Origin of the sequence: Exiguobacterium profundum, assembly GCF_042652865.1 — a bacterium.
Taxonomy (GTDB): domain Bacteria; phylum Bacillota; class Bacilli; order Exiguobacteriales; family Exiguobacteriaceae; genus Exiguobacterium; species Exiguobacterium profundum.
In genome coordinates this window covers 1496037-1516859 of sequence record NZ_JBHSHG010000001.1, presented here as the reverse complement: position 1 = coordinate 1516859, position 20823 = coordinate 1496037, and the positions used below count along the sequence as shown (strand labels likewise).

Genomic DNA, 20823 nt, shown 5'->3' with positions numbered 1-20823 from the left:
CGTGAGCCCATCCTTGCTTCATTTATACAGTAAATACTCTTTCCGAATTGGGAGAAACGCGTCCCGCTCGTCCTCGATTTTCGTCAGGATGTCTTCAAGCGGAGCTCCTTCGAGAATCATATCTTTCACGTAGGCGTTTCCTGTCAATTTCGTGATGAAGTCATTCGCTAAAAACTCGAAGTCGTCCGGATACATGCTGTGGGCCATTTGAATCATCGCAATCCCAGTTCTTGTCGATTCGAATCGAGCTGGATCAGTGACATAGACCTCAACCCCGTGCGTCAGTTTGCCCGCGTGTTTTGAGAACGTCGGCGTGAACGAGGCAGCCCGGAAAGCGACACCTGGCAAGTCGAGCCCGTTCAGCTCATTCGCATATTCATGCGCTTTTATATACGGCGCGCCGATCAGCTGAAACGGTTTCGTCGTCCCGCGCCCCTCGGATAAGTTTGTTCCTTCAAACAATCCGGTCGCAGGGTAAACATTGACCGTGTCGGTCGTCGGCATGTTCGGGGACGGCATGACGAACGGGAGTCCCGTGTCCTCATACATCATCGAACGCTTCCAACCTTTCATTTTTACGACTTCAAGGTCGGCTTGAATCTGATACTCGGTGTTGAACAGTCGCGCGAGTTCACCGACGGTCATCCCATGCTTTAGTGGAATCGGATAGAGACCGATGAAACTGGAGTAATCCGGGTCGAGCACCGGACCGTCAACGCGAAGCCCGCCTTGCGGGTTCGGACGGTCGAGGACGACAAACGGAATCCCGTTCTCGGCAGCGGCTTCCATCGCATACGCCATCGTATAGATATACGTATAGTAGCGTGTCCCGACGTCTTGGATGTCAAAGACGAGCACGTCGACATCTTGTAGCATCTCAGGAGTCGGTTTCTTCGTGGCACCATATAGGCTATATACAGGCAACCCCGTCACGTCATCGATGTAGGAACTGACCGTCGATCCGGCTTGGGCATCTCCCCGAACGCCATGCTCTGGTCCGTACAATGCCGTCAACTCGAAGTCATCGGACTGGTCAAATAGGTCGACGATGCTCGTTCTCTCCGCGTTGATCCCGGTCGGATTCGTGATTAGTCCGACCCGTTTTCCTTTCAAAATTTCCGGGTTTTCCATCAATCGGTCGACCCCGAGTTCGACCTTTGGTTTTTTCGGTTCAGACTTCGCATCGGCATCCAACCAGACGATGGAAGTCGTGAGAATCGTCAACGCAGCCATACCACCCATCCACTTTTTCATCAGAAACTCCTCCTTCGATTCATGTAAGCGCTTCAATTTCTTAACAGGAGTGTACCATTCAGAAATTTAATTTCAATATTTAATCATAAAAATAGGAATTTATATTTCTTAATTTCGTACTTTTCTCCTAATCGGACATAAAAAACGTGTCCTTCGATGAAAGACACGTTCCTATTTACTCATCTGACCGCGAGTGCTTTCCATCCCGTCGCGCTCATGACGGCGCTCACTTTTGACTTAGGGATGACCAAGCGACCGCGATATGGGTCGTTGATATACAAGTTTGACTTGTCATAGCCGGTTGCCAACATGACATGATAGTTAACGTAGCCGGTGAACTTCTTGTTCGAAGCGGTATACCAGTTGAAGTAGCCGTATGGTTTGTTGAAGTCGACACTCGCCCAGACGATGACCGGGTTGCCCATCGACAGTTCGCGTTCGATTGAGCCGAGCCCTTGATTGGACAAGTCTTTCACCGGACGATACTTACTGGCGAATTCAATCATGCCTTTTGGATAAATCCCATAGTTCTTATATTTTCCGAGCGTCCCTTTCGGATCTCCTGTGAACATGACGTTCGGGTCGACCCAGCGATAGAGACGGTTCTCATAGCGAGCGTTCCACATACTCTTTGGCATCTCGTTATATAAGGTCGAGGCGCTGACGGCACGCCCTTTTTCTTCAAGTGCCATTTTGAGAGAGAAGAACTCGCAGCCTGACGGATACCCCATCGGGAACTGACGATAGAGCGGGACGCTCATCTTATAGACGGACAGTGCCTGAGAATAGGCACCACGCGCATCGAATGAGGCGTTTCCGACACGACGGTTTTGATACATCTTTCCGTATGTATCAAAGTAATACCACTTGCCGTCGATGGCTTGCCAATCCGTCTTTTTCGTCAAGGCCGGAGCATAATATTCGTACTGGGTCGTATATTTCCATCCTTTCTCCGGCACACCGGTCGAATGGAAGTGATACGTCTTTCCATCTAATCGGAATTTCCCTTTCAGGCGGTATCCGTAAGTCGGGTGGAATCCGACCTTCTTCCCATCGACCGTTTGAAATCCGTACTCACGACGTCCATATGGGTCGAATGAATAGACGCGTGCATTCAATGTGTGGACACCTTCTAGTCGGTAGCCATAGGTCGGATGGAAGCCGTACATAACACCATTTATCTGTTGAAGGCCACACTTACGATCGCCGTATTTTCCGAACAGGTAGTGACGATTGTTAATCCGATGCAACCCTTCGAGGCGATACCCATAGTAGGGATGAAATCCATACACTTTTTCACCGATTCGGGTGAGACCTTGTCGACGTACCCCGTCAGTCCCGAAATAATAGCGTCGTGTGCCGATCGTCTGCCATCCGGTCGCCATCTTTCCTTGCTCCATCAAATAATATTTCTTGCCGTCAATCGTGTACATGCCTGTACGAATGGTGCCGTCTGGGAAGAAATAATGTTTGGCGTCACCAAACTGTTGCCATCCCGAGAGTCGGACCCCGTCCTCGTTGAAGTAATATCGTTTGCCTTCGATTGTCTGGAAGCCGGTGACGGCTTGACCGGTTTCGTCGTAATAATAGACGAGACCATCGCGTTCTTGCCATCCGGTGAGTAGCTTCCCGTTCTCGTCAAATGTGTATGTCGTGCCGTTGACTGCATGGGGACCCGTGATGAGTCGACCGTCTGTCTCAAAATAATATGTAGCACCTTCGATTTCCTGCCAATCTGTGAGGAGGGTACCATCTTCATTCAGATAGTACGTATGACCCTCGATTACTTGCCACCCTGTCAACACCGTCCCGTCACTCGATGTATAGACGATGCCATCCTCCGTCTGTTGGAATGAACCCTCAGCGGACGCGAACTGTGGACTCGTCCACACTGCACCGATTAACAGACCGATGCCGACCCTTCTTTTCCATGTCATTCATGTGACCTCCTCTGTATGCATACAGAAGAGATACCCATATTTATCCAAGATGAAGCTGTGGCAAATGAATCATTTGTAAGGTCAGACGTTTACGCCGTATGACTCATGAACCGAAGTCGTTTCGACGCCATATACAGGGATAGGATGACGACAACGGTTCCGGTCACAATCGGCCACACGAGATTCACTTCTGTCAAGAACACCTGACTCGATAGTGGACCGAGCATCCATGGCATCCAATCGAGGTCGACCCAGCCGATGAGGAGCGACATGACGAAATGAAGACCGAGCGTCAAGACGACTGCGACAACACCGCTCTCGATCATCGCAGCGAGGAGAATGAAGATGGAGAGCTGAACGACAAAATGAAAGACAAGAAGTGCTGTAGATATGAGAAATGCGGTTACATCAAACGCCTCGAAAAGAATAACCGTATAGTAAGCGGCCGCTAATTGGGCGAGTACGAGACCACCGACCGTCAATAGGACGTAATGTGCCCATTTACTGATAACGATGCGAGACGTCGGGATTTGTAACGACTTGAGCCAAGCGAGCGTTCCGTTCGTCCGCTCATGACTGAACGTATGCATCGCCGACAACAAGACGACGAGAAGACCGATTTGGCGAAGCTGTTCACTGACTGAAATCAACACTTCTTCTGGTGTCGGTGTCGGGAGATCAATCACGGCGCCGTCCGGTAAATTGCCACCGGAAGCGAGGATATCTGGTAGGAAATAGAGCGTGAGCGGTTGCATCGAGGCAAGGAGCATGAGCACGATTGGGATCCAAATGAGTCGTTTGTTCGACCATGACTCTCGCCATTCCTGTTTAAAGATTGCGGTACGCATCAGGCGTTCACCTCCAAGAATAAAGATTCGAGTGACGGGTGCCCGACGTGTAGTGATTGGATGATGAGATTCCGTTCCAGGATGCGCCGCAAAATCGCCCGTTCGGCGAGATTCCGGTCCGTTGATTCAAACGTCCACGTCGAACCACGTTTGGTTGTTCGGGTCACGCCTTCTAACTGCGTCCAGTCTGCATCGGTCGTCCCATCGTCAAAGAGACGTAGCTCAATGGTCGACTTCGAACCGAGCAGGTCGGTCACGGTTCCTTCCATGAGCAATTTGCCTTGTCGAAGCAGGAGCACCCAGTCACTTGCCTCTTCGGCATCCGGCAGGACGTGCGTCGAGTACAGGATCATTCGCTCTCGTTTCAAGTCACTTAATAGATCGAGTACTTCTCGTCGACCGCGTGGGTCGAGTGCCGAGACCGGTTCATCGAGCAGTAAGAGTTCCGGGTCATGGACGAGCGCTTGGGCGATCCCGAGACGCTGTCGCATCCCTCCCGATAAGTTCGCTGCCGGCCGGTCGACCGGTTCGAGCCCGACTCGTTTCAATAGTTGAATCGGCTCGACGTGTTTGGTCCCCGTCAATTCAGCGGCATACCGAATCGTCTCGACGGGAGTCAACGATGGATAGAGGGCAGGGCGCTGAGGCAAATAGCCAATCCGAATACGTTCGTGTCCGGTCATATCGCCACTTGTCGGTTCGGTGACGCGGGCGAGCAAGTTCAAAAGCGTCGTCTTCCCGGCACCGTTTTCTCCAAGGAGGGACGTGCAACCCGGTCGTAATTCGAAACTGACATCATCGAGCGCCGTGAAGGAGCCGAATCGCTTCGTTACATGTGTGATTTTCATCGCGGAGTCCGTCCCCATAAGAAGTATACGATTGGGCCGAGTATGTTGATGAAGACGATGACGAGAAGCCATACCCATTTCGGGCCATTCGTCATGTCGCGTTTGAACAAGTCAATCAAGGCGACGACGAGCAGGATGAGTTGCAAAATCAAAACAGGTAGTAAGATGAGAAAAAGTGTATTCGGGTCATTTGCGATGTCCATCGCGAGAACCTCCTTTTGAATTAGCTGTCTTTAAAACATTCTACATGAACGGTATGTCCCCTGTATGTGACACAAAAAATCCCCATCTCACGACGGAGATGGGGACGATGCGTCATTTCACTATAATGACAGGAGCGAGAGCTCGTTTGGCCAGTTTATGACTCACGCTACCGAGCACGAACTCTTGGAACGTGTTCAATCCACGTGATCCGACGACGACGTATTCGTATGGTTCATGGTTCGCATATTTGACGAGCTCGACGTCCGGCTCCCCACGAAGTTCGATGTATTCGTAGGCAATGCCTTCTGCTTCCGTCAAATCGAACAGTGGCTTGAGCATCTGCTTTCGCTTCGTCTCCAAGTCGATTTTCCCTGTCGAATTGAGGGCCGCTTCTTTTGATTCCTTCGCACTGATGACGTGCACGATATCAATCGATGCATTCGACGCCTTTGCGAGCTGAATCGCTTTTTCTAGCGCACGTTTCGAGTGGGCAGAACCATCTGCCGCTAAAAATACCTTTCCCATGAAAAACTCCTCCTCTTTCGCACGTTCTACTTTTAGTATAGGTGATTTGGCGAAACGGGGAAATGATGAATCAGTGCCCTGCGTTCGCGTCTTGTTGCTTCAAGTGAAGGGCGAGCGTGTTGAGCAGTTTTTCCGAGTCTTTGTTCAAGTTGAGCAGTTCCGGTTCGATTCCGACTTCCCGATATTTGAAGATGACCTTATCGATTGCCCCGATGGCAGAGTCGTCCCAAAGATGCGTGTTCGCAAAGTCGATGGTGACTGTTTGGATACCGGCTTCAGCATCCTCTGTCACATCGAACTGATTGACGAATTCAGATGTCGAGGCGAAGAAGAGCTGACCGTTCACCATGTAATGAGCCTTGTCGGCATCGATCTTTCGCTCGAGATCGATTTTTGAGATTTTAGCAGCGAAGAGAATTGCTGCTGTCAAAATCCCGGCGAGTACACCGAGTGACAAATCATGTGTGACGACGGTGACGAGTACGGTGACGAGCATGACGACCGTATCCGATTTTTGGGCGGTACGCATCGCTTTGAGCGAACCCCAGTCAAACGTCGCATAGGAGACGAAGAACATGACCCCGACGAGCGCGCCGACCGGAATCAGCATGAGCACGTCGCTGATTGTCATGATCATGACGAAGAGCGCGAGACCGGCTGTAAGTGTCGACAGACGTCCACGAGCACCCGATGAGACATTGATGACCGATTGCCCAATCATCGCACATCCTGGCATCCCACCGAAGAACCCAGCAATGATGTTCGAAATCCCTTGTCCGCGCGATTCACGGTTTTTGTTTGAGTCCGTTCCTGTCATATCGTCAACGATTTGTGCCGTCAAGAGCGACTCGATCAATCCGACGAATGCGAGGGAAATCGAGTAAGGAAGAATGATCAACAACGTTTCAAACGTCAACGGGACGTTCGGGAATAAAAATTCCGGGAGTGTTGCTGAGATTGTTCCCATGTCTCCGATATTTTTCGTATCGAGACCGAGTGTGATGGCTAAAATCGTCATGACGACGATGGCGACAAGTGGTGCAGGGATGGCTTTTGTGACTCGCGGAAATAAGAAGATGATGGCGAGCGAGGCGGCGACGATTGCCCAGATGATCCAGCTTTCCCCTTCAAAGTTGGATAGTTGCGCTTGAAAAATCAGAATGGCAAGCGCATTGACAAAGCCAACCATGACGGCGCGTGGAATGAACTTCATTAAGCGGGCGATGCCGAGATAACCGAGTACGATTTGAATGACACCCGTTAGAATCCCAGCGGCCAGCAAATATTGAAGACCATGGTCGGCGACGAGTGAGACGATGACGAGCGCCATCGCACCGGTCGCAGCCGAAATCATCGCAGGGCGACCGCCTGCGATTGAAATCACCATGGCGATGATGAACGAAGCATAGAGCCCGACCATCGGGTTGACGCCAGCGATGAGTGAGAACGCGATCGCCTCAGGGATGAGGGCGAGAGCGACAACAATCCCCGCAAGGACGTCTGCTCGGACGTTACCGAGCCAGTCTTGTTTGATTGTATTCATTTTTTCCAAGAAGAACACACCTCTCTTTATATTTTGACTTTGATCTTCGAGTCTCACGAAGATCAAATGCCACATTATATGAAAGGAAATGTTCCAACGTTACGTGTTTTCACAACGTGTTTCATCATAACGGATTTTTTTTGAAATGACAATTGAATGAAGTTGAAAAGTATGGTAATTTCATAACGGATACGTTATATAACAATTAGGTTATACAGGAAGGGGAAGTGGAAATGTACACTGCAGAAGAATTAAGCAAAGTACTCAAGGTGCTCGGTGATCCGACTCGATTGACCATGCTGAAACAGATGGAAGCGGGAGAACAGTGTGCGTGTAGTTTCGTCGACTGTTTTGACATCTCACAGCCGGCAATCAGCCGTCATTTGAAGATGTTGCGTCAGGCTGGACTGTTATTAGAGCGCCGAGACAAACAATGGATCCACTATCGATTGAATGAGACGAGCCCTTTTTATGGGATTGTCGTCGATTTGCTCGACAAGATTGAGACAATCGATGTGAGTTGCGACTGTGACACCGAATGTGCAATTTAAGGAGGAGTCAACGATGAAACTTGAAGTGTTTGAACCGGCAATGTGCTGTCCAACAGGATTATGTGGTCCATCCATCGATCCAGAACTGACGCGAGTGGCGACAATTCACTACGTGTTAAAACAGCGAGGCTTCGATGTTGCTCGTTATAATCTGGCATCGGAACCGAATCGATTCGTTGAAAATGTCAAGGTGCAAGCTGAAATTGCAAATGGGCTCGAGATGCTCCCGCTCACAGTAGTTGATGGAAAAATCGTAAAACGGGGTGCCTATTTAACAGATGAAGAAATTGCGGAGTTGACGGGACTACCGGTTGACGCATTTGCCAAGAAAGATGGAGAAAAGCCGAAAGTTCGCATCTCACTGAAGAAATAAGGAGATATGCTCATGAAGACATTTGATTTTCATACGATTGAACCGACCCGTTATGTGTTCTTGACCGGGAAAGGTGGCGTCGGGAAGACATCGACAGCGTCAAGCCTCGCCCTGACGCTCGCCGACCGTGGCAAGCGTGTCTTACTCGTTTCGACCGACCCGGCCAGTAATTTACAAGACGTGTTTGAGATGGAACTCGATGAGACGCCGCGCCTCGTTCCGGAAACAAAGCTTGCCATCTCCAACTTCGATCCCGAAGAAGCGGCAAAACAATATATGGAACGCATGGTCGGACCTTATCGAGGTGTATTACCGGACGTGGCCATTCACTCGATGGAAGAGCAATTATCCGGTGCCTGTACGGTTGAGATTGCGGCATTCGACCAATTTACGGACTTGTTGACGTCCGTGTCAGCCCGTGAGGCGTACGATCACGTCATCTTTGACACGGCACCGACTGGTCATACGTTGCGCCTACTCACCTTGCCGAGTGCATGGGATGAATTTTTGGAGACGAACACGACAGGTGCGTCTTGCCTTGGTCCGCTTGCCGGTTTAGCTGACAAACAATTGCAGTACAAAAAGGCAGTTGAGACGCTCACTGATGGTAAAGAGACGACACTGCTTCTCGTTGCTCGTCCCGAAACATCCACACTCATCGAAGCGGAGCGTGCCGCGACCGAACTTCGCGCCATCGGCATCGAGCGAATGCAACTCATCATCAACGGTCTTGTCCAACAGGATGAAGGGGCAGACCGATACACGAAGCGGCTCATCGAGCGTCAGCAACAAGCACTCCGTGAACTTCCTGAAGGCATAACTGACCTCGAGGCATTCAAACTTCCATATGCTTACGAAAATCTGATTGGTGTCTCTGCACTTCGGCGCTTTGTGAACGGAGAGACGGTCGCTGTCGCAGATGCATGCTATGACTCGAGTTGTTACGGATCACTTGATCGACTCGTTGATGAGATTGAGGCGGACGGTCCAAGTGTCATCATGACGATGGGGAAAGGTGGCGTCGGGAAGACGACACTTGCTTCGCTGATTGCGGTCGCGCTTCATGAAAGAGGGCACTCTGTTCATTTGACGACGACGGATCCGGCCGCTCATGTCGCTTTCACGATTGGGACAAACATTGCAGATACGTTCACGGTCGATGCCATTGACCCGAAAGTTGAAATTGAGAGGTATCGACAGGATGTGTTCAAGGAAGCAGGGGACCTGAATGAAGAGCAACGTATGATGCTCGAAGAGGACCTGCGTTCGCCGTGCACCGAAGAAATCGCCGTTTTCCGTGCCTTTGCGAATCAGGTGGCGAAAGCGAAAGACCGTTTCGTCGTCATCGATACGGCACCGACCGGACACACGCTTCTTCTGTTAGATGCGACCGAGAGTTATCATCGCGAACTCGAACGCTCGACTGGCGTTGTCCCGGAAGCAGTCCGAGATTTGTTGCCGAAATTACGTGATCCGAAACAAACGCACGTCATCATCACGACCTTGCCTGAAGCGACGCCGGTATATGAAGCTGAACGACTCGTAGCAGATTTGAATCGGGCTAAGATTCTACCGTTCGCTTGGGTCGTTAATCAATCGTTCACGCCACTCGATGTCACGAGCAAACTATTGACCGCGAAAGTCGCGAATGAAGTCCTATGGCTCGAACGTGTGAACAGCTATCGGCGTCCGACGATACTCGCCTGGCAAGAACATTTGCCAGTCGGATATTCCGCGTTATCCCAACTATTGAAGGAGGAAGTGAAATGAACATCACGAATGAAGCCATCGATTACTTAAAAACAGCGCTAGAGGAGGAGCAGACAAAATCGGTCCGCATCATCACGGAGGCCGGTTGCTGTGGACCGACACTAGGTTTGGCCGTAGCGACACCGGAAGCGACCGATGAGGTGAAGCACTTCGACGACCTTACGTTTGCCGTGGCGAACGAAGCTACAGCGTTGTCCGCAAATGTCACGCTCGACGTTGAATCAACAGAAGAGGGAATGACACTCGTATTGCACGGTTTGCAGCCGAGTTGCTAAAAAATAAATAGAGATTATTGGAGGATTACATTGTGCAGTGGATTGCTAGTTTAATTTTTCTTGTGACGCTTTTCCTCATCATCAAGCAACCGAAAGGCCTCGGAATCGGTTACTCGGCGATGGGGATGGCTGTCATCGCTCTCGTTTCGGGCGTCGTCAATCTTGATGACGTCGGAACGGTATGGGGCATCATTTGGAACGCGACGTTCACCTTTATCGCAATCATCATCATTTCACTCATTTTAGATGAGATTGGATTCTTTGAATGGGCCGCTTTACACATGGCGCGAATCGCCAAAGGTGGCGGGGTGAAACTCTTCGTTTATATCACGTTACTCGGTGCCCTCGTCGCAGCCTTGTTTGCAAATGACGGGGCGGCGCTGATCTTGACACCGATTGTCTTGGCGATGGTCCGGGCTCTCAAACTGCCGGACGCGGTCGTCTTGGCATACGTCATGGCATCCGGATTCATCGCCGATACGGCAAGTCTTCCATTCATCGTCTCGAACCTCGTCAACATTGTCTCAGCCGACTTCTTTGGCATCGGGTTCGCCGAGTACGCCGCGCGGATGGTGTTCGTGAACGTGTTCGCGGTCGCGGGGAGTCTGCTCGTGTTGTACCTTTATTTCAAAAAAGATATCCCGAAACAGTATGACGCCTCACAGTTGGCTGAACCTTCGTCCGTTATTAAAGACCATACGATGTTCCGCTTATCCTGGATTGTACTCGGTTTACTGGTCATCGGATACTTCACGAGTGATTTAGTCGAGATCCCCGTTTCGCTCGTCGCGGGTGTCATCGCCTTGTTCTTCCTCGTGATGGCGAACCGCTCGTCAGCGGTCCAGACGATGCAAGTCATCAAAGGTGCACCGTGGGCCATCGTCTTCTTCTCGCTCGGGATGTATATTGTCGTCTACGGTTTACAAAATGCCGGACTCACTCAAGTATTGGCGAACTTTATCGATTGGTTCGCGGTTAACAGCTTCAGTGCCACGTTCGGGATGGGCTTTTTGGCCGCCATCTTGTCATCGGTCATGAACAATATGCCGACCGTCATGATTGATGCGCTCGCCATCGACTTGACGCATACGACCGGACAGATTCGGGAAGCGTTAATCTATGCGAACGTCATTGGTTCCGATCTCGGTCCGAAGATTACCCCGATTGGGTCGCTAGCGACGCTTCTATGGCTCCACGTCCTTCGTACGAAAGGCCTCAAAATCGGATGGGGGCAGTACTTTAAAGTCGGGATCATCTTGACGATTCCGACATTGGCTATCACGTTGCTCGGCCTATACATCAGCTTATTACTTTATTGAGGAGTGGATTATATATGAAACTAGTCATCATCGGTTCAGTCGCTGCAGGGACATCGGTTGCGGCGAAAGCGCGTCGGAACAACGAAGACGCACAAATCACGATTTACGATCGAGATTACGATATCTCGTACTCTGGTTGTGGGATTCCTTACTACGTTGGCGGAGAAGTCGAGTCACGTGACGATTTGACACCGCGCGATGCGGCCTTCTTCAAGAAGCGCTACAACATCGACGTGATGACGCGTCATAATGTGACGTCAGTCGACAAAGACACGAAGACGGTGACGGTTGAAAACTTAGAGACGGGTGACACGTTCACGGACTCATATGATGTCCTCGTCCTTGCGACGGGTGCGTCGAGCATCATCCCACCGATTCCAGGGGTGAAGTCGGACAACGTCTTCCCGATTCGAAACATCCAACATGCGGAGGCGACACGCTCCTTCGTCGATTCGACAGACCCGAAACATGCGACAATCATCGGAGCCGGCTTCATCGGTCTAGAGATGGCGGAACAGTTGAAGCTTCGTGGTGTGGACGTGACCATCATCGAGCGCGTGCCTCAAGTGATGCCACCACTCGACAAGGATATGGCGTGCCGCGTTGAGGAACACCTCGAGAAGAACGGAATCGAGCTCATGCTCGGAGAGACCGTGACAGAACTTGTCGGTGACGGACACGTCGAACGGGTCGTCACGGAGAGTGGGAAGACGATTGAGACCGACCTCGTCATCTTGTCTGTCGGAGTCCGTCCGAACGTCGAGCTCGCCATGAACATGGGAGTCAAACTAGGTGAAACGGGTGCGATCGCCGTCAATGAGCGGATGGAGACAAACATCCCAGACGTCTATGCGGCAGGAGACGTCGCGGAGAGTTTCTCGATCGTGACAGGGAAACCGATTTGGCGTCCACTTGGTTCGACAGCGAACAAGATGGGGCGGACCGCCGGGGACGTCATCACGGGCGGTCACCTCGAACATCGGGGCATCCTCGGAACGGGCATCTTCAAAGTGTTCGGACTTGCCGTCGCACAGACGGGTCTCGCCGAAAAAGAAGCACGCGAACTCGGATACGATATCGAGGTACTTCATAACACGAAACCGGATAAGCCTGCCTATATGGGTGGAAAAGATATGACGATTAAAGCGGTCGCCGATCGTGCGACGCGTCAACTGCTCGGTGTCCAAATCGTTGGATTTGAAGGAGTCGACAAACGAATCGACGTCTTCGTCACGGCCATCACCCTTAAGGCGAAAGTGGACGACTTGTTCCATCTCGACCTCGCCTACGCACCACCGTTCTCGACGACGAAAGACCCGGTCATGTATACGGGGATGGTGCTTTCGAACAGTATCGACAAGGCGGCTCGACTCATCACGCCGGCCGAACTTCAGGCACGAATCGATGCCGGGGAAGACATGCAAATCATCGATACGCGGAAAGCAGCACAGTTCGAGAAGGCGTGTGTCGATTGTGCGGTCAACGTCCCACTCGGTAACCTTCGGGAAGCGGCGAAAGACATGGACAAGGACAAGCCGACCGTCGTTTACTGTAACGGAGGCGTGACGGGCAACGCGGCACAGAACGTGCTCCGTAACCTCGGATTCACCGATGTGTACAACTTGTCAGGTGGAAATAAGAATTATCAGTTGTTCAAAAAATACGGGAACTAAGCAAGACGACGTCCGCAACTGCCGGACGTCGTCTTTTGATATGCTGTACGTGAGGTGAAGCGGATGGATTATAAGATGTTACATGAGAAATTTGAGCGACGGAAGCAGTGGCACATTTTTGACAGATGAAGAAATCAAGATGAGCTATCTTCGTTACTTGGAGTCGCTCGATGAATGGAATAAACTTTGAAAAACCTCTCACAAATGTGAGAGGTCAGTTTGCTTTCTGTTGACTCCATTTGCCGATTTGATTTCGCCCGTTCCGTTTGGCGACGTAAAGACCGATGTCTGCCTTTTTGATTAGTTGAGCGGACGTGACGACCTTTCGTTCAGAAGTGCTCGATACTCCGATTGAAATGGTGACCTCAAGCGTCGAACTGTCAGGTAATTGAAACGGTTGTTTCGAGACTTCGGTCAAATAGCGATTCGCAATCGACATGGCTTGCGAAAGGTTGCAGTCGGCAAGTAAAACAGAGAACTCTTCTCCACCGTTTCGGCAGACCATGTCATCTGCTCGCGCGATTCCAGAGAGACGTTGACCGAGCTCGACTAAAATTGCATCACCCGCATCGTGTCCATACGTATCATTAACTGATTTGAAGTGATCGATATCGATTAACAACAACGCAATCTCGTTCGGCGACGTGAACACTTCTTCATCGACGCGTTTCATTTCCTCATCAAACTGTCTTCTATTACCTAACCCCGTTAATGTATCCGTATAAGCCGCTTCTTTATATTTTGTGATAAGACGTTCAGAGCGTTCGATTTTTCGTATGCCACCATACACGATATGCAAAAAGAAGCCTGCCGCGTAACCGATGAATAAAAACCAGATGAGTGTTATAAAATATGCACTTGGCTCCTTATAGTTCGTCATGTTGAGAATAGAGAAGAGTGCAATGAACGTAAGACTAATCATATTTACGATTCGAATATCTTGTGTCGGCTGGATCCGTTCGCGCATTCGTAAGAACAGAAATGCTGTTCCAGCTGCTACGGAATAATCTAGGAGTGTGATCAGAAGTAGCATTTCTCCGGGAACGATAAACGGAAGTAGGATAATACTCGTCACATACGTGATACGCAGACCAGATATCCCAAAGTACAAAGCAGAAATGATGAGTGGGACAAATCCATACTGAAAGTCCGCTTGAGCGTTCCAAAGTACACCATGAAGCGTGATGATCATAGAGAGTCCTGCTAGGAGGATGGAGATGGTCATCTGACGCCGAATCGGTAATTTATTTGTGAAACCGAGCTTGGTAAAACGTGAGATCAGATATAGACCAACGAGCAAAAGGCTCGCGTTGGCAATTAGGTTATTAATTAAGTTTGTAAGTGATAGCAATTAAGTTTTTCCTCCTTAAATTCTATATACAGGTTGAACTCTCGGAAAGCAATCCTTTTTGTGGAGGAAAGGTGTTTAGTGCTCTACTTTACTAAAATAACATTGCTTCACTAAAAGAAACCGTTTACAATTTCTGTGTAAGCGTTTTCTCAAAATAGTGCTACAAGGAGGGACCCTCATGGTCAAAAAGCAATGGAAACCCGTATGGGCAGTTGTGCTAACGTTTGCACTGATTCTGTCAATGTTTCCGATGCCGACGTCTGCTTTAGATAAAGGGAAGTCGACGCTTGTCGTCGTCCATTATCAAGAGGCGCCGGATAACGAAAAGGATTGGAATTTATGGCTTTGGGCGAACGGCCCAGATTACTTCCCGAACAAAGGCTTCACATTCAACGGGGAAGATGCATTCGGAAAGGTGGCGGCTTACGAATTCCCAGTCGATTCACCTGAAAAAATCGGTCTCATCGTCCGCACGGATAATTGGGACAAAGATAAAGGTTCTGAGAACGACCGCTTCATCACAAGCGATATGATTCAAGATGGTGTCGCTGAAGTGTGGATCAAGTCGGGTGATCCGACCATCTATACGTCGAACCCGGACGGGGAGACGGCTTCGACGGAAATCGATATGAAAGTTCATTATTTCCGTTACGACAATACATATACGGACTGGGGTCTTTGGGCTTGGCCGGACGGTGGGGACGGGCAGAGCATCGCCTTCGATGAGGCTGATGATTTCGGTGCCGTCGCGAACGTGAAACTCGCCAACCCGGAATCGAAGAAACTCATGGGCTTGATCACGAAAAAAGGAGAATGGACGGAGAAGGATGGGGAAGACCGATTCGTTCTCGGGACTGCGAAAGAGATTTGGCTCGTTGAAGGAGATTCAACAATCTACTATTCAGAGCCACAAATCGATCGCTCTCCAAAACTTGTCTCGTTCTCGGCGGACACGTTCCGTCAAGCAACACTCACAACGAATCGCGTCATCACGGATGCGTTCATCGATGAATTGAGCGTAGACGGGGCAACGGTGGAATCGATTGAAAAAGCTAGCGACAAGTCGGTGACGATTCAATTCAAAGCAGACATCGATTTAGCGAAAGTCATCAAAGCCTCGCACCCGGAGTTCGGAGAACAGACGCTCCAGGCCGGCAAAGTTCTTCGTTCGAAAGAATTCGATGCGAAATATGCATACGACGGTAAACTCGGTGTCACGTACCAAAAGTCGAAAACGAAGTTTGTCCTCTGGGCACCGACGGCTCAACAAGTCGAGCTCGAACTGTGGAACATGCCGACGAACCGACCGACGAACGACAAAGATATGAAGAAAGTGATTCAAATGAAGCGCGGTGAGCGCGGCACGTGGGTAACGGAAGTTCGTGGTGACCTGGACGGCATCGGTTATACGTACCAAGTGACCCATGCGACAGGGAAGGTCCGTGCGGTCGATCCGTATGCGACGGCTGTCGGCGTGAACGGTGACCAAGGTGTCATCGTCGATTTGAAAGAGACAGATCCAAAACGTTGGAATTCGATGAAACCGAAGTTGAAACAATCGACGGACGCGATCATCTATGAGACGCATGTCCGTGATTTCTCCATCTTTGATGTGAAGACGGACAAATACGACTCAGGCATCCAAAACAAAGGAAAGTATCTCGGTGTCATCGAACCAGGAACGCGTCTTCTCGTTGACGGAAAGAAAACGGCAACGAAGACAGGGCTCGATCACGTCAAAGATCTCGGCGTGACACACGTTCAGTTCATTCCGGTCTATGACTTCAACACGGCCTCCGTCGATGAGACGAATCCGATGGCGACGTACAACTGGGGATATGACCCGAAAAACTACAATGCACCAGAAGGGTCGTATTCAACGAATCCTTACGATGCGAAAGTACGCATCATGGAAATGAAACAGATGATTCAAGGATTGCATGACAACAATTTACGTGCCGTCATGGACGTCGTATACAACCACATGTTCGATGCACAGGCATCGAACTTGCACAAAATCGTACCGGGTTACTACTACCGCTACACAGCGGGTGGTGACTTTGCCAACGGAACAGGTGTCGGAAACGATACGGCTTCCGAACGGGCGATGATGCAAAAGCTGATCGTCGACTCGGTCGTCTATTGGGCAAAAGAGTACCATTGGGACGGATTCCGTTTCGACTTGATGGGAATCCATGACGTCGACACGATGAACAAGGTTCGTTCGGAGTTGAATCGAGTCGACAAGTCGATTCTCGTCTTCGGAGAAGGATGGGACCTTGGTACGCCGCTCGATGCTGAATTAAAAGCAAATCAAAAGAACGCCTACGACATGCCGGGCATCGCCCACTTCAATGACAACATCCGTGACGGCTTGAAAGGCAGCGTCTTCTTCGATGAGGACAAAGGATTCGTCAACGGAAAAGAGGGCATGGAAAATCGCGTGAAGACGGGAATCGTCGGTGAGATCGCTTATAGCGACACGATTAAAGGATTCACGAAAGAGCCGACGCAAGCCATCACGTACGTTGAAGCCCATGACAACCACACGTTATGGGATAAGCTAGAGTTAACGAACCCAACCGCATCAGAAATGGACAAGACGAAGATGCACCGACTCGCTTCAAGCATCATTTTGACGAGTCAAGGGACGACATTCCTCCACGCTGGACAAGAGTTCATGCGCACGAAGGAAGGCGACCACAACTCCTACAAATCACCAGACTCAATCAACCAGCTCGATTGGAAACGGGCGGCCGACCGCAAGGCGGACGTTCAATACATGAAAGGCCTGATTGAGATGCGTAAAGCCAACCCAGGTCTTCGGATGACAAAAGCGAGCGATGTGAAACGATTCTTGACATTCCACAAAGCGGAAGCGAACGTCATCACATACACGATTGACGAAGATGCACCGGGTCAAAAGAACGACTTGTTCATCACGCATAACGCCAACCCGACAAATGTCCAAGTCACCCTTCCTAAAGGGAGCTGGAAAGTAATTGTCGATGGCGACCGTGCCGGAACGAAGACAATCAAGCGCGCAACTGGAAAAGTAAACGTGCCTGCATACAAGACGTTCGTCCTCGAACGCAACTAATCATTGACCCCACTTTGAAACGAGTGGGGTTTTCTAATGGAACAATTATGGGTGATTGGTAATTAATGCTTTAAAAACTAGTTTTTTGTATGAACACGAGAATTTACGCTTGAAACTTCCATCTCTTTCGAAAGGAGAGCTTGTATGGCGATTTTCAAAAAGTGGATTCATCGCGTCAATGGTGACGTCACGGATATATTGTCAGCTGGACCGATTCCCCCGTTCCATGTGGATTCGCTCCTGATTGAACAGTATCCCGATGCCATTTACGTACTCGGTACAAATGGTCGACTAATCGATTCGAACGAAAAGATGGGACTGCTGTTCGATAACTGCGCATGATCTCCAGCCGATGCGGAAGAGTTTGCGCCGTATCACGAACAGGCGTTAACCCGAGAAACGGTTCATCCTGACGATTGAGAGCGGTTGACTCAAGCAATTCAGACGTCACGTTCATCATTCGTTTTGCATCCGGTACAGACTTGCCTGTCCGCTTACGTCGAATGACTGAAGTGACGAATGGGCTGTATCAATATGCCGCCGACTACGAATCAAGTCCGACCATCGAGGCGCAAATGACCGCCCTCGAGCAGGAAGTGAGCGAAAACGAAGAAGTCACCGACTACATCGAACTCGTCCATCAGCCAGAGCGGTCTTGAGTACCCGACTTGTCTTCTGTGAGAATAGATAGTTGAAACAGGGGTCTCCTTTTCTCTAAGATGGAGAAAGAGAGAATCGAGTGAGGAGACCTTAGATATGAATCTGTATGAACAAGCGAGCGACTGGATGCGGCAATGGCATGACGACCCTTCCGAACGCCTCCGAGAAATCAAAGATGAAATTGAGCGCACGGGCACCTATTCATTGACGACGGAAGAGTTGTGTGAGGGTGCCAAGGTGGCGTGGCGGAATTCGAATCGTTGCATCGGCCGCTTGTTTTGGCAGACACTCCATGTGATTGACGCACGGGACGCCGATACGTTTGAGGCTGTCTACACCCATCTTGTCGACCACCTTCGGTTCGCCACGAACGGCGGAAAAATCCGTTCGACGATGACGGTTCTTCCGAACGAGTTCAAACTATTGAACACACAATTGATTCGGTACGCGGGATATGAGACACCTGACGGAATCATCGGAGACCCGATGTCCGTCACGATGACGAAGCGCGCGAAAGAACTCGGATGGGTCGGAGCCGTCACGCCGTTCGATATCCTCCCGCTCATGATCACGGACGGGCGAGACGTCCGCTTGTTTGAGTTGCCGAGTGAGGCCGTGCTTGAGGTGGACATTCGGCACGAGGATGTGGACTTGTTTGACGGACGGACCATCAAATGGCACGCAGTCCCAGCGATTGCGGATATGGAACTAGAGATCGGAGGTCTACGGTTTACCTCGGTCCCGTTTAACGGCTGGTATATGGAGACGGAAATCGGGGCAAGGAATTTGGCCGATACGGACCGTTATGATTTGTTGCCGCTCGTCGGACGGTCACTCGGGCTCGATACGACGAAAGAGCGGTCGCTTTGGCGCGACCGGGCACTCGTCGAATTGAACATCGCCGTCCTGCAATCGTTCGAGCGGGAAGGTGTGACCATTGTCGACCACCATACGGCTGCCAAACAGTTCAAGCGGTTCGAAAAAAACGAACGGGACGCGGGGCGTGACGTCACCGGGCAATGGAGTTGGCTCATCCCGCCTCTCTCTCCTGCGACGACGCACGTTTTTCACGAGCATTACGACAATCAGATCAAGACACCGAACCTGTTTGCTCGAAGTGGATGTCCGTTCTCAGGGTTTCGTCAGCCGGTAAAAGAGGAATTGAAAGGCTAGAACCGAGAGAAAGGATGATTGCTGTGGCAGTCCCACTTTGGAAACGAGCCGTCGCTGGTCAAATCGACCAACTCGTCTTTCAGACACCGGCAAAACTGATTGAAAAGGCAGTCCGTAAGAAGATTTGGCCAGACAAAGAAGTGAAACGGTATTACTTACCGACCGTTGTGACGATGGCCGGAGAAGTCTATTGTATGTTGTATCGAAACGGTCAGACGATAGGAGACCGTGTCGTCGGAATTAAGGTCGTGAGTGCGGATGGACGTCCGCTTTCATTGGAGCAAGTCATCAAGCGGACACTCTATAAAGACGTCGTCTACCCGGCGACGCTTGGGATTCCGCTCATCCGTGCACTTCAACAGATGAAATCGAATAAAGACCTCGAGTTGCCGCATGATGAGTTCGCCCATACAAAATTGATCTCGACCAAATGAAGAGGAGCAGGGCGACCGTGTGTCGCTCTGTTTTTTCGTCCCGTTCGGTCGAGTAGGAATAGCGGCGGGAAATAAGGTATAATGGGATTGGACAAAAATGAACGACTATTGGAGGCTTTTTAGTTATGACAAAAATCGCATGGATTACCGACAGTATGGCCAACTTCTCTCAAGAAGAGGCAGCAAGTCTCGGTGTCGATATCGTTCCGATTCAATTGATCGTGGACGGGAACGGCTATAGTGAAACCAAACTCTCTCTCGAAGACCTACATCGGTATATGATTGACCAAAAGAAAGAAGCGAAGACGTCACAACCGATCTTCGGAGATTTCATCGCCCGCTACGAACGCTTGAAAGAAGAGGGATATGATTGTGCCATCGCCGTCCATTGCTCGAATGGATTGAGCAGTACGGCGAAAAATTCGAAAGCAGCTGCCGAAGCGGCTGACTTTACCGTGTATACCATCGACTCGCATGCCGCACTCGAGGCGCAACAAGAACTCGTCCGAATCGGCAAGGCCGCTGAAGCCGAAGGCAAGTCAGTGGAGGAAATCGTCGCCCTTCTCGAAGCATGGCGTGATAAGAAGAACTTCTTCATGATCATCGGAAACATGGAAACGATGCGCCGAGGCGGTCGTGTTTCTTCCGGTGAGATGTTCCTTGCGAACATCTTGAATATCAAGCCGATCATCACCCTCGATGAGACGGGGAAAGTCATCCCGTTCAAAAAGGCCCGTTCATTGAAGAAGGCTTATGCGGAGATGGTCGGTGAACTCGAACGTCGTCACGCGGAAAACGGTGTGAAGGACAATCGGGTGTTCGTTCAGACGGCACTCGCACCGAACATGCAAGATGACCTCGTCGCACTCATCGAGTCGAAATTACCAGATCTTGAAGTCGTACGGACTCGATTCTGTCCCTCGATTGCGGTACATGCCGGATTTGAGACGGTCGGTGTCTTGTGGCTCAACTCTTAATCAAG

20 protein-coding genes are annotated in these 20823 nt (G+C 50.4%); 12 read left to right on the top strand and 8 right to left on the bottom strand.

Annotated features, from left to right (window positions below):
- Positions 1–18: 18 nt before the first annotated feature.
- From ACFO4U_RS07825 to ACFO4U_RS07795, 7 genes are all read right to left on the bottom strand, one after another.
- Entirely contained in the window at positions 19–1242 is a 1224-nt protein-coding gene (locus tag ACFO4U_RS07825) for an exo-beta-N-acetylmuramidase NamZ family protein (RefSeq protein WP_371730229.1), read from the bottom strand.
- A gap of 191 nt (positions 1243–1433) precedes the next feature.
- Entirely contained in the window at positions 1434–3191 is a 1758-nt protein-coding gene (locus ACFO4U_RS07820; RefSeq protein WP_215243713.1) for a C39 family peptidase, read from the bottom strand.
- Positions 3192–3283: 92 nt separating this feature from the next.
- The gene (locus ACFO4U_RS07815) at positions 3284–4042 is read right to left on the bottom strand and encodes an ABC transporter permease (protein ID WP_214690569.1); all 759 of its coding nucleotides are present in this window, start codon (positions 4040–4042) and stop codon (positions 3284–3286) included.
- On the bottom strand, positions 4042–4890 hold the full coding sequence (locus ACFO4U_RS07810; protein WP_159562797.1) for an ABC transporter ATP-binding protein: 849 nt from the start codon (positions 4888–4890) through the stop codon (positions 4042–4044). The genes ACFO4U_RS07815 and ACFO4U_RS07810 overlap by 1 nt, the downstream gene beginning before the upstream one ends.
- Positions 4887–5093: a PLD nuclease N-terminal domain-containing protein gene (locus ACFO4U_RS07805; protein WP_012727079.1), complete on the bottom strand. Its 207-nt coding sequence runs from the start codon at positions 5091–5093 to the stop codon at positions 4887–4889. The genes ACFO4U_RS07810 and ACFO4U_RS07805 overlap by 4 nt, the downstream gene beginning before the upstream one ends.
- A gap of 112 nt (positions 5094–5205) precedes the next feature.
- Positions 5206–5619, bottom strand: a complete 414-nt coding sequence (locus ACFO4U_RS07800) for a universal stress protein (protein WP_047794988.1) — start codon at positions 5617–5619, stop codon at positions 5206–5208.
- A 70-nt stretch (positions 5620–5689) separates the two neighbouring features.
- A complete protein-coding gene (locus ACFO4U_RS07795) occupies positions 5690–7162 on the bottom strand; it encodes a SulP family inorganic anion transporter (RefSeq protein WP_215244178.1) in 1473 nt (490 codons plus the stop codon).
- A gap of 233 nt (positions 7163–7395) precedes the next feature.
- Between ACFO4U_RS07795 and ACFO4U_RS07790 the strand changes: the two genes are divergently transcribed.
- Genes ACFO4U_RS07790 through ACFO4U_RS07765 form a run of 6 tightly spaced genes read left to right on the top strand, consistent with a single transcriptional unit; the run spans position 7396 to position 13123 of the window.
- Positions 7396–7713, top strand: a complete 318-nt coding sequence (locus tag ACFO4U_RS07790; RefSeq protein ID WP_012727076.1) for an ArsR/SmtB family transcription factor — start codon at positions 7396–7398, stop codon at positions 7711–7713.
- A 13-nt stretch (positions 7714–7726) separates the two neighbouring features.
- On the top strand, positions 7727–8086 hold the full coding sequence (gene arsD, locus ACFO4U_RS07785) for an arsenite efflux transporter metallochaperone ArsD (RefSeq protein ID WP_214690570.1): 360 nt from the start codon (positions 7727–7729) through the stop codon (positions 8084–8086).
- 12 nt (positions 8087–8098) lie between these two features.
- Positions 8099–9856 carry an arsenical pump-driving ATPase gene (arsA, locus tag ACFO4U_RS07780; RefSeq protein ID WP_215243714.1) on the top strand — a complete coding sequence of 586 codons (1758 nt, stop codon included), beginning with the start codon at positions 8099–8101 and terminating at the stop codon, positions 9854–9856.
- Positions 9853–10131, top strand: coding sequence for a Fe-S cluster assembly protein HesB (locus tag ACFO4U_RS07775; RefSeq protein WP_074036072.1), 279 nt, complete (start codon positions 9853–9855; stop codon positions 10129–10131). The genes arsA and ACFO4U_RS07775 overlap by 4 nt, the downstream gene beginning before the upstream one ends.
- A 32-nt stretch (positions 10132–10163) precedes the next feature.
- Positions 10164–11450, top strand: a complete 1287-nt coding sequence (locus ACFO4U_RS07770; RefSeq protein ID WP_215243715.1) for an arsenic transporter — start codon at positions 10164–10166, stop codon at positions 11448–11450.
- A gap of 14 nt (positions 11451–11464) precedes the next feature.
- Entirely contained in the window at positions 11465–13123 is a 1659-nt protein-coding gene (locus ACFO4U_RS07765; protein WP_214690573.1) for an FAD-dependent oxidoreductase, read from the top strand.
- 214 nt (positions 13124–13337) lie between these two features.
- Here the strand turns inward: ACFO4U_RS07765 and ACFO4U_RS07760 are convergent, their stop codons facing one another.
- On the bottom strand, positions 13338–14474 hold the full coding sequence (locus ACFO4U_RS07760) for a GGDEF domain-containing protein (RefSeq protein ID WP_215243716.1): 1137 nt from the start codon (positions 14472–14474) through the stop codon (positions 13338–13340).
- A gap of 178 nt (positions 14475–14652) precedes the next feature.
- Here ACFO4U_RS07760 and pulA point away from each other — a divergent pair, with 178 nt between their 5' ends.
- The 6 genes from pulA to ACFO4U_RS07730 all read left to right on the top strand — a co-directional run bounded on the left by pulA (position 14653) and on the right by ACFO4U_RS07730 (position 20818).
- Positions 14653–17574 carry a type I pullulanase gene (gene pulA, locus ACFO4U_RS07755; protein WP_215243717.1) on the top strand — a complete coding sequence of 974 codons (2922 nt, stop codon included), beginning with the start codon at positions 14653–14655 and terminating at the stop codon, positions 17572–17574.
- Positions 17575–17718: 144 nt separating this feature from the next.
- A complete protein-coding gene (locus tag ACFO4U_RS07750; RefSeq protein WP_215243718.1) occupies positions 17719–17916 on the top strand; it encodes a hypothetical protein in 198 nt (65 codons plus the stop codon).
- 74 nt (positions 17917–17990) lie between these two features.
- Positions 17991–18233, top strand: coding sequence for a hypothetical protein (locus ACFO4U_RS07745; protein WP_074036083.1), 243 nt, complete (start codon positions 17991–17993; stop codon positions 18231–18233).
- A 97-nt stretch (positions 18234–18330) separates the two neighbouring features.
- Positions 18331–19407 (top strand): nitric oxide synthase oxygenase, encoded by a 1077-nt coding sequence (locus ACFO4U_RS07740; protein WP_215243719.1) that lies wholly within the window; start codon positions 18331–18333, stop codon positions 19405–19407.
- Between the two features lie 14 nt (positions 19408–19421).
- Entirely contained in the window at positions 19422–19841 is a 420-nt protein-coding gene (locus tag ACFO4U_RS07735) for an RDD family protein (RefSeq protein WP_074036085.1), read from the top strand.
- Positions 19842–19966: 125 nt separating this feature from the next.
- Positions 19967–20818 (top strand): DegV family protein, encoded by an 852-nt coding sequence (locus ACFO4U_RS07730; RefSeq protein ID WP_074036087.1) that lies wholly within the window; start codon positions 19967–19969, stop codon positions 20816–20818.
- Positions 20819–20823: the final 5 nt, after the last annotated feature.

Coding starts and splice junctions, on each gene's coding strand:
- ACFO4U_RS07825 (WP_371730229.1), bottom strand. CDS start 1,242: ATGGGTGGTATGGCTGCGTTGACGATTCTCACGACTTCCATCGTCTGG.
- ACFO4U_RS07820 (WP_215243713.1), bottom strand. CDS start 3,191: ATGACATGGAAAAGAAGGGTCGGCATCGGTCTGTTAATCGGTGCAGTG.
- ACFO4U_RS07815 (WP_214690569.1), bottom strand. CDS start 4,042: ATGCGTACCGCAATCTTTAAACAGGAATGGCGAGAGTCATGGTCGAAC.
- ACFO4U_RS07810 (WP_159562797.1), bottom strand. CDS start 4,890: ATGAAAATCACACATGTAACGAAGCGATTCGGCTCCTTCACGGCGCTC.
- ACFO4U_RS07805 (WP_012727079.1), bottom strand. CDS start 5,093: ATGGACATCGCAAATGACCCGAATACACTTTTTCTCATCTTACTACCT.
- ACFO4U_RS07800 (WP_047794988.1), bottom strand. CDS start 5,619: ATGGGAAAGGTATTTTTAGCGGCAGATGGTTCTGCCCACTCGAAACGT.
- ACFO4U_RS07795 (WP_215244178.1), bottom strand. CDS start 7,162: ATGAATACAATCAAACAAGACTGGCTCGGTAACGTCCGAGCAGACGTC.
- ACFO4U_RS07790 (WP_012727076.1), top strand. CDS start 7,396: ATGTACACTGCAGAAGAATTAAGCAAAGTACTCAAGGTGCTCGGTGAT.
- arsD (WP_214690570.1), top strand. CDS start 7,727: ATGAAACTTGAAGTGTTTGAACCGGCAATGTGCTGTCCAACAGGATTA.
- arsA (WP_215243714.1), top strand. CDS start 8,099: ATGAAGACATTTGATTTTCATACGATTGAACCGACCCGTTATGTGTTC.
- ACFO4U_RS07775 (WP_074036072.1), top strand. CDS start 9,853: ATGAACATCACGAATGAAGCCATCGATTACTTAAAAACAGCGCTAGAG.
- ACFO4U_RS07765 (WP_214690573.1), top strand. CDS start 11,465: ATGAAACTAGTCATCATCGGTTCAGTCGCTGCAGGGACATCGGTTGCG.
- pulA (WP_215243717.1), top strand. CDS start 14,653: ATGGTCAAAAAGCAATGGAAACCCGTATGGGCAGTTGTGCTAACGTTT.
- ACFO4U_RS07750 (WP_215243718.1), top strand. CDS start 17,719: ATGGCGATTTTCAAAAAGTGGATTCATCGCGTCAATGGTGACGTCACG.
- ACFO4U_RS07740 (WP_215243719.1), top strand. CDS start 18,331: ATGAATCTGTATGAACAAGCGAGCGACTGGATGCGGCAATGGCATGAC.
- ACFO4U_RS07735 (WP_074036085.1), top strand. CDS start 19,422: ATGATTGCTGTGGCAGTCCCACTTTGGAAACGAGCCGTCGCTGGTCAA.
- ACFO4U_RS07730 (WP_074036087.1), top strand. CDS start 19,967: ATGACAAAAATCGCATGGATTACCGACAGTATGGCCAACTTCTCTCAA.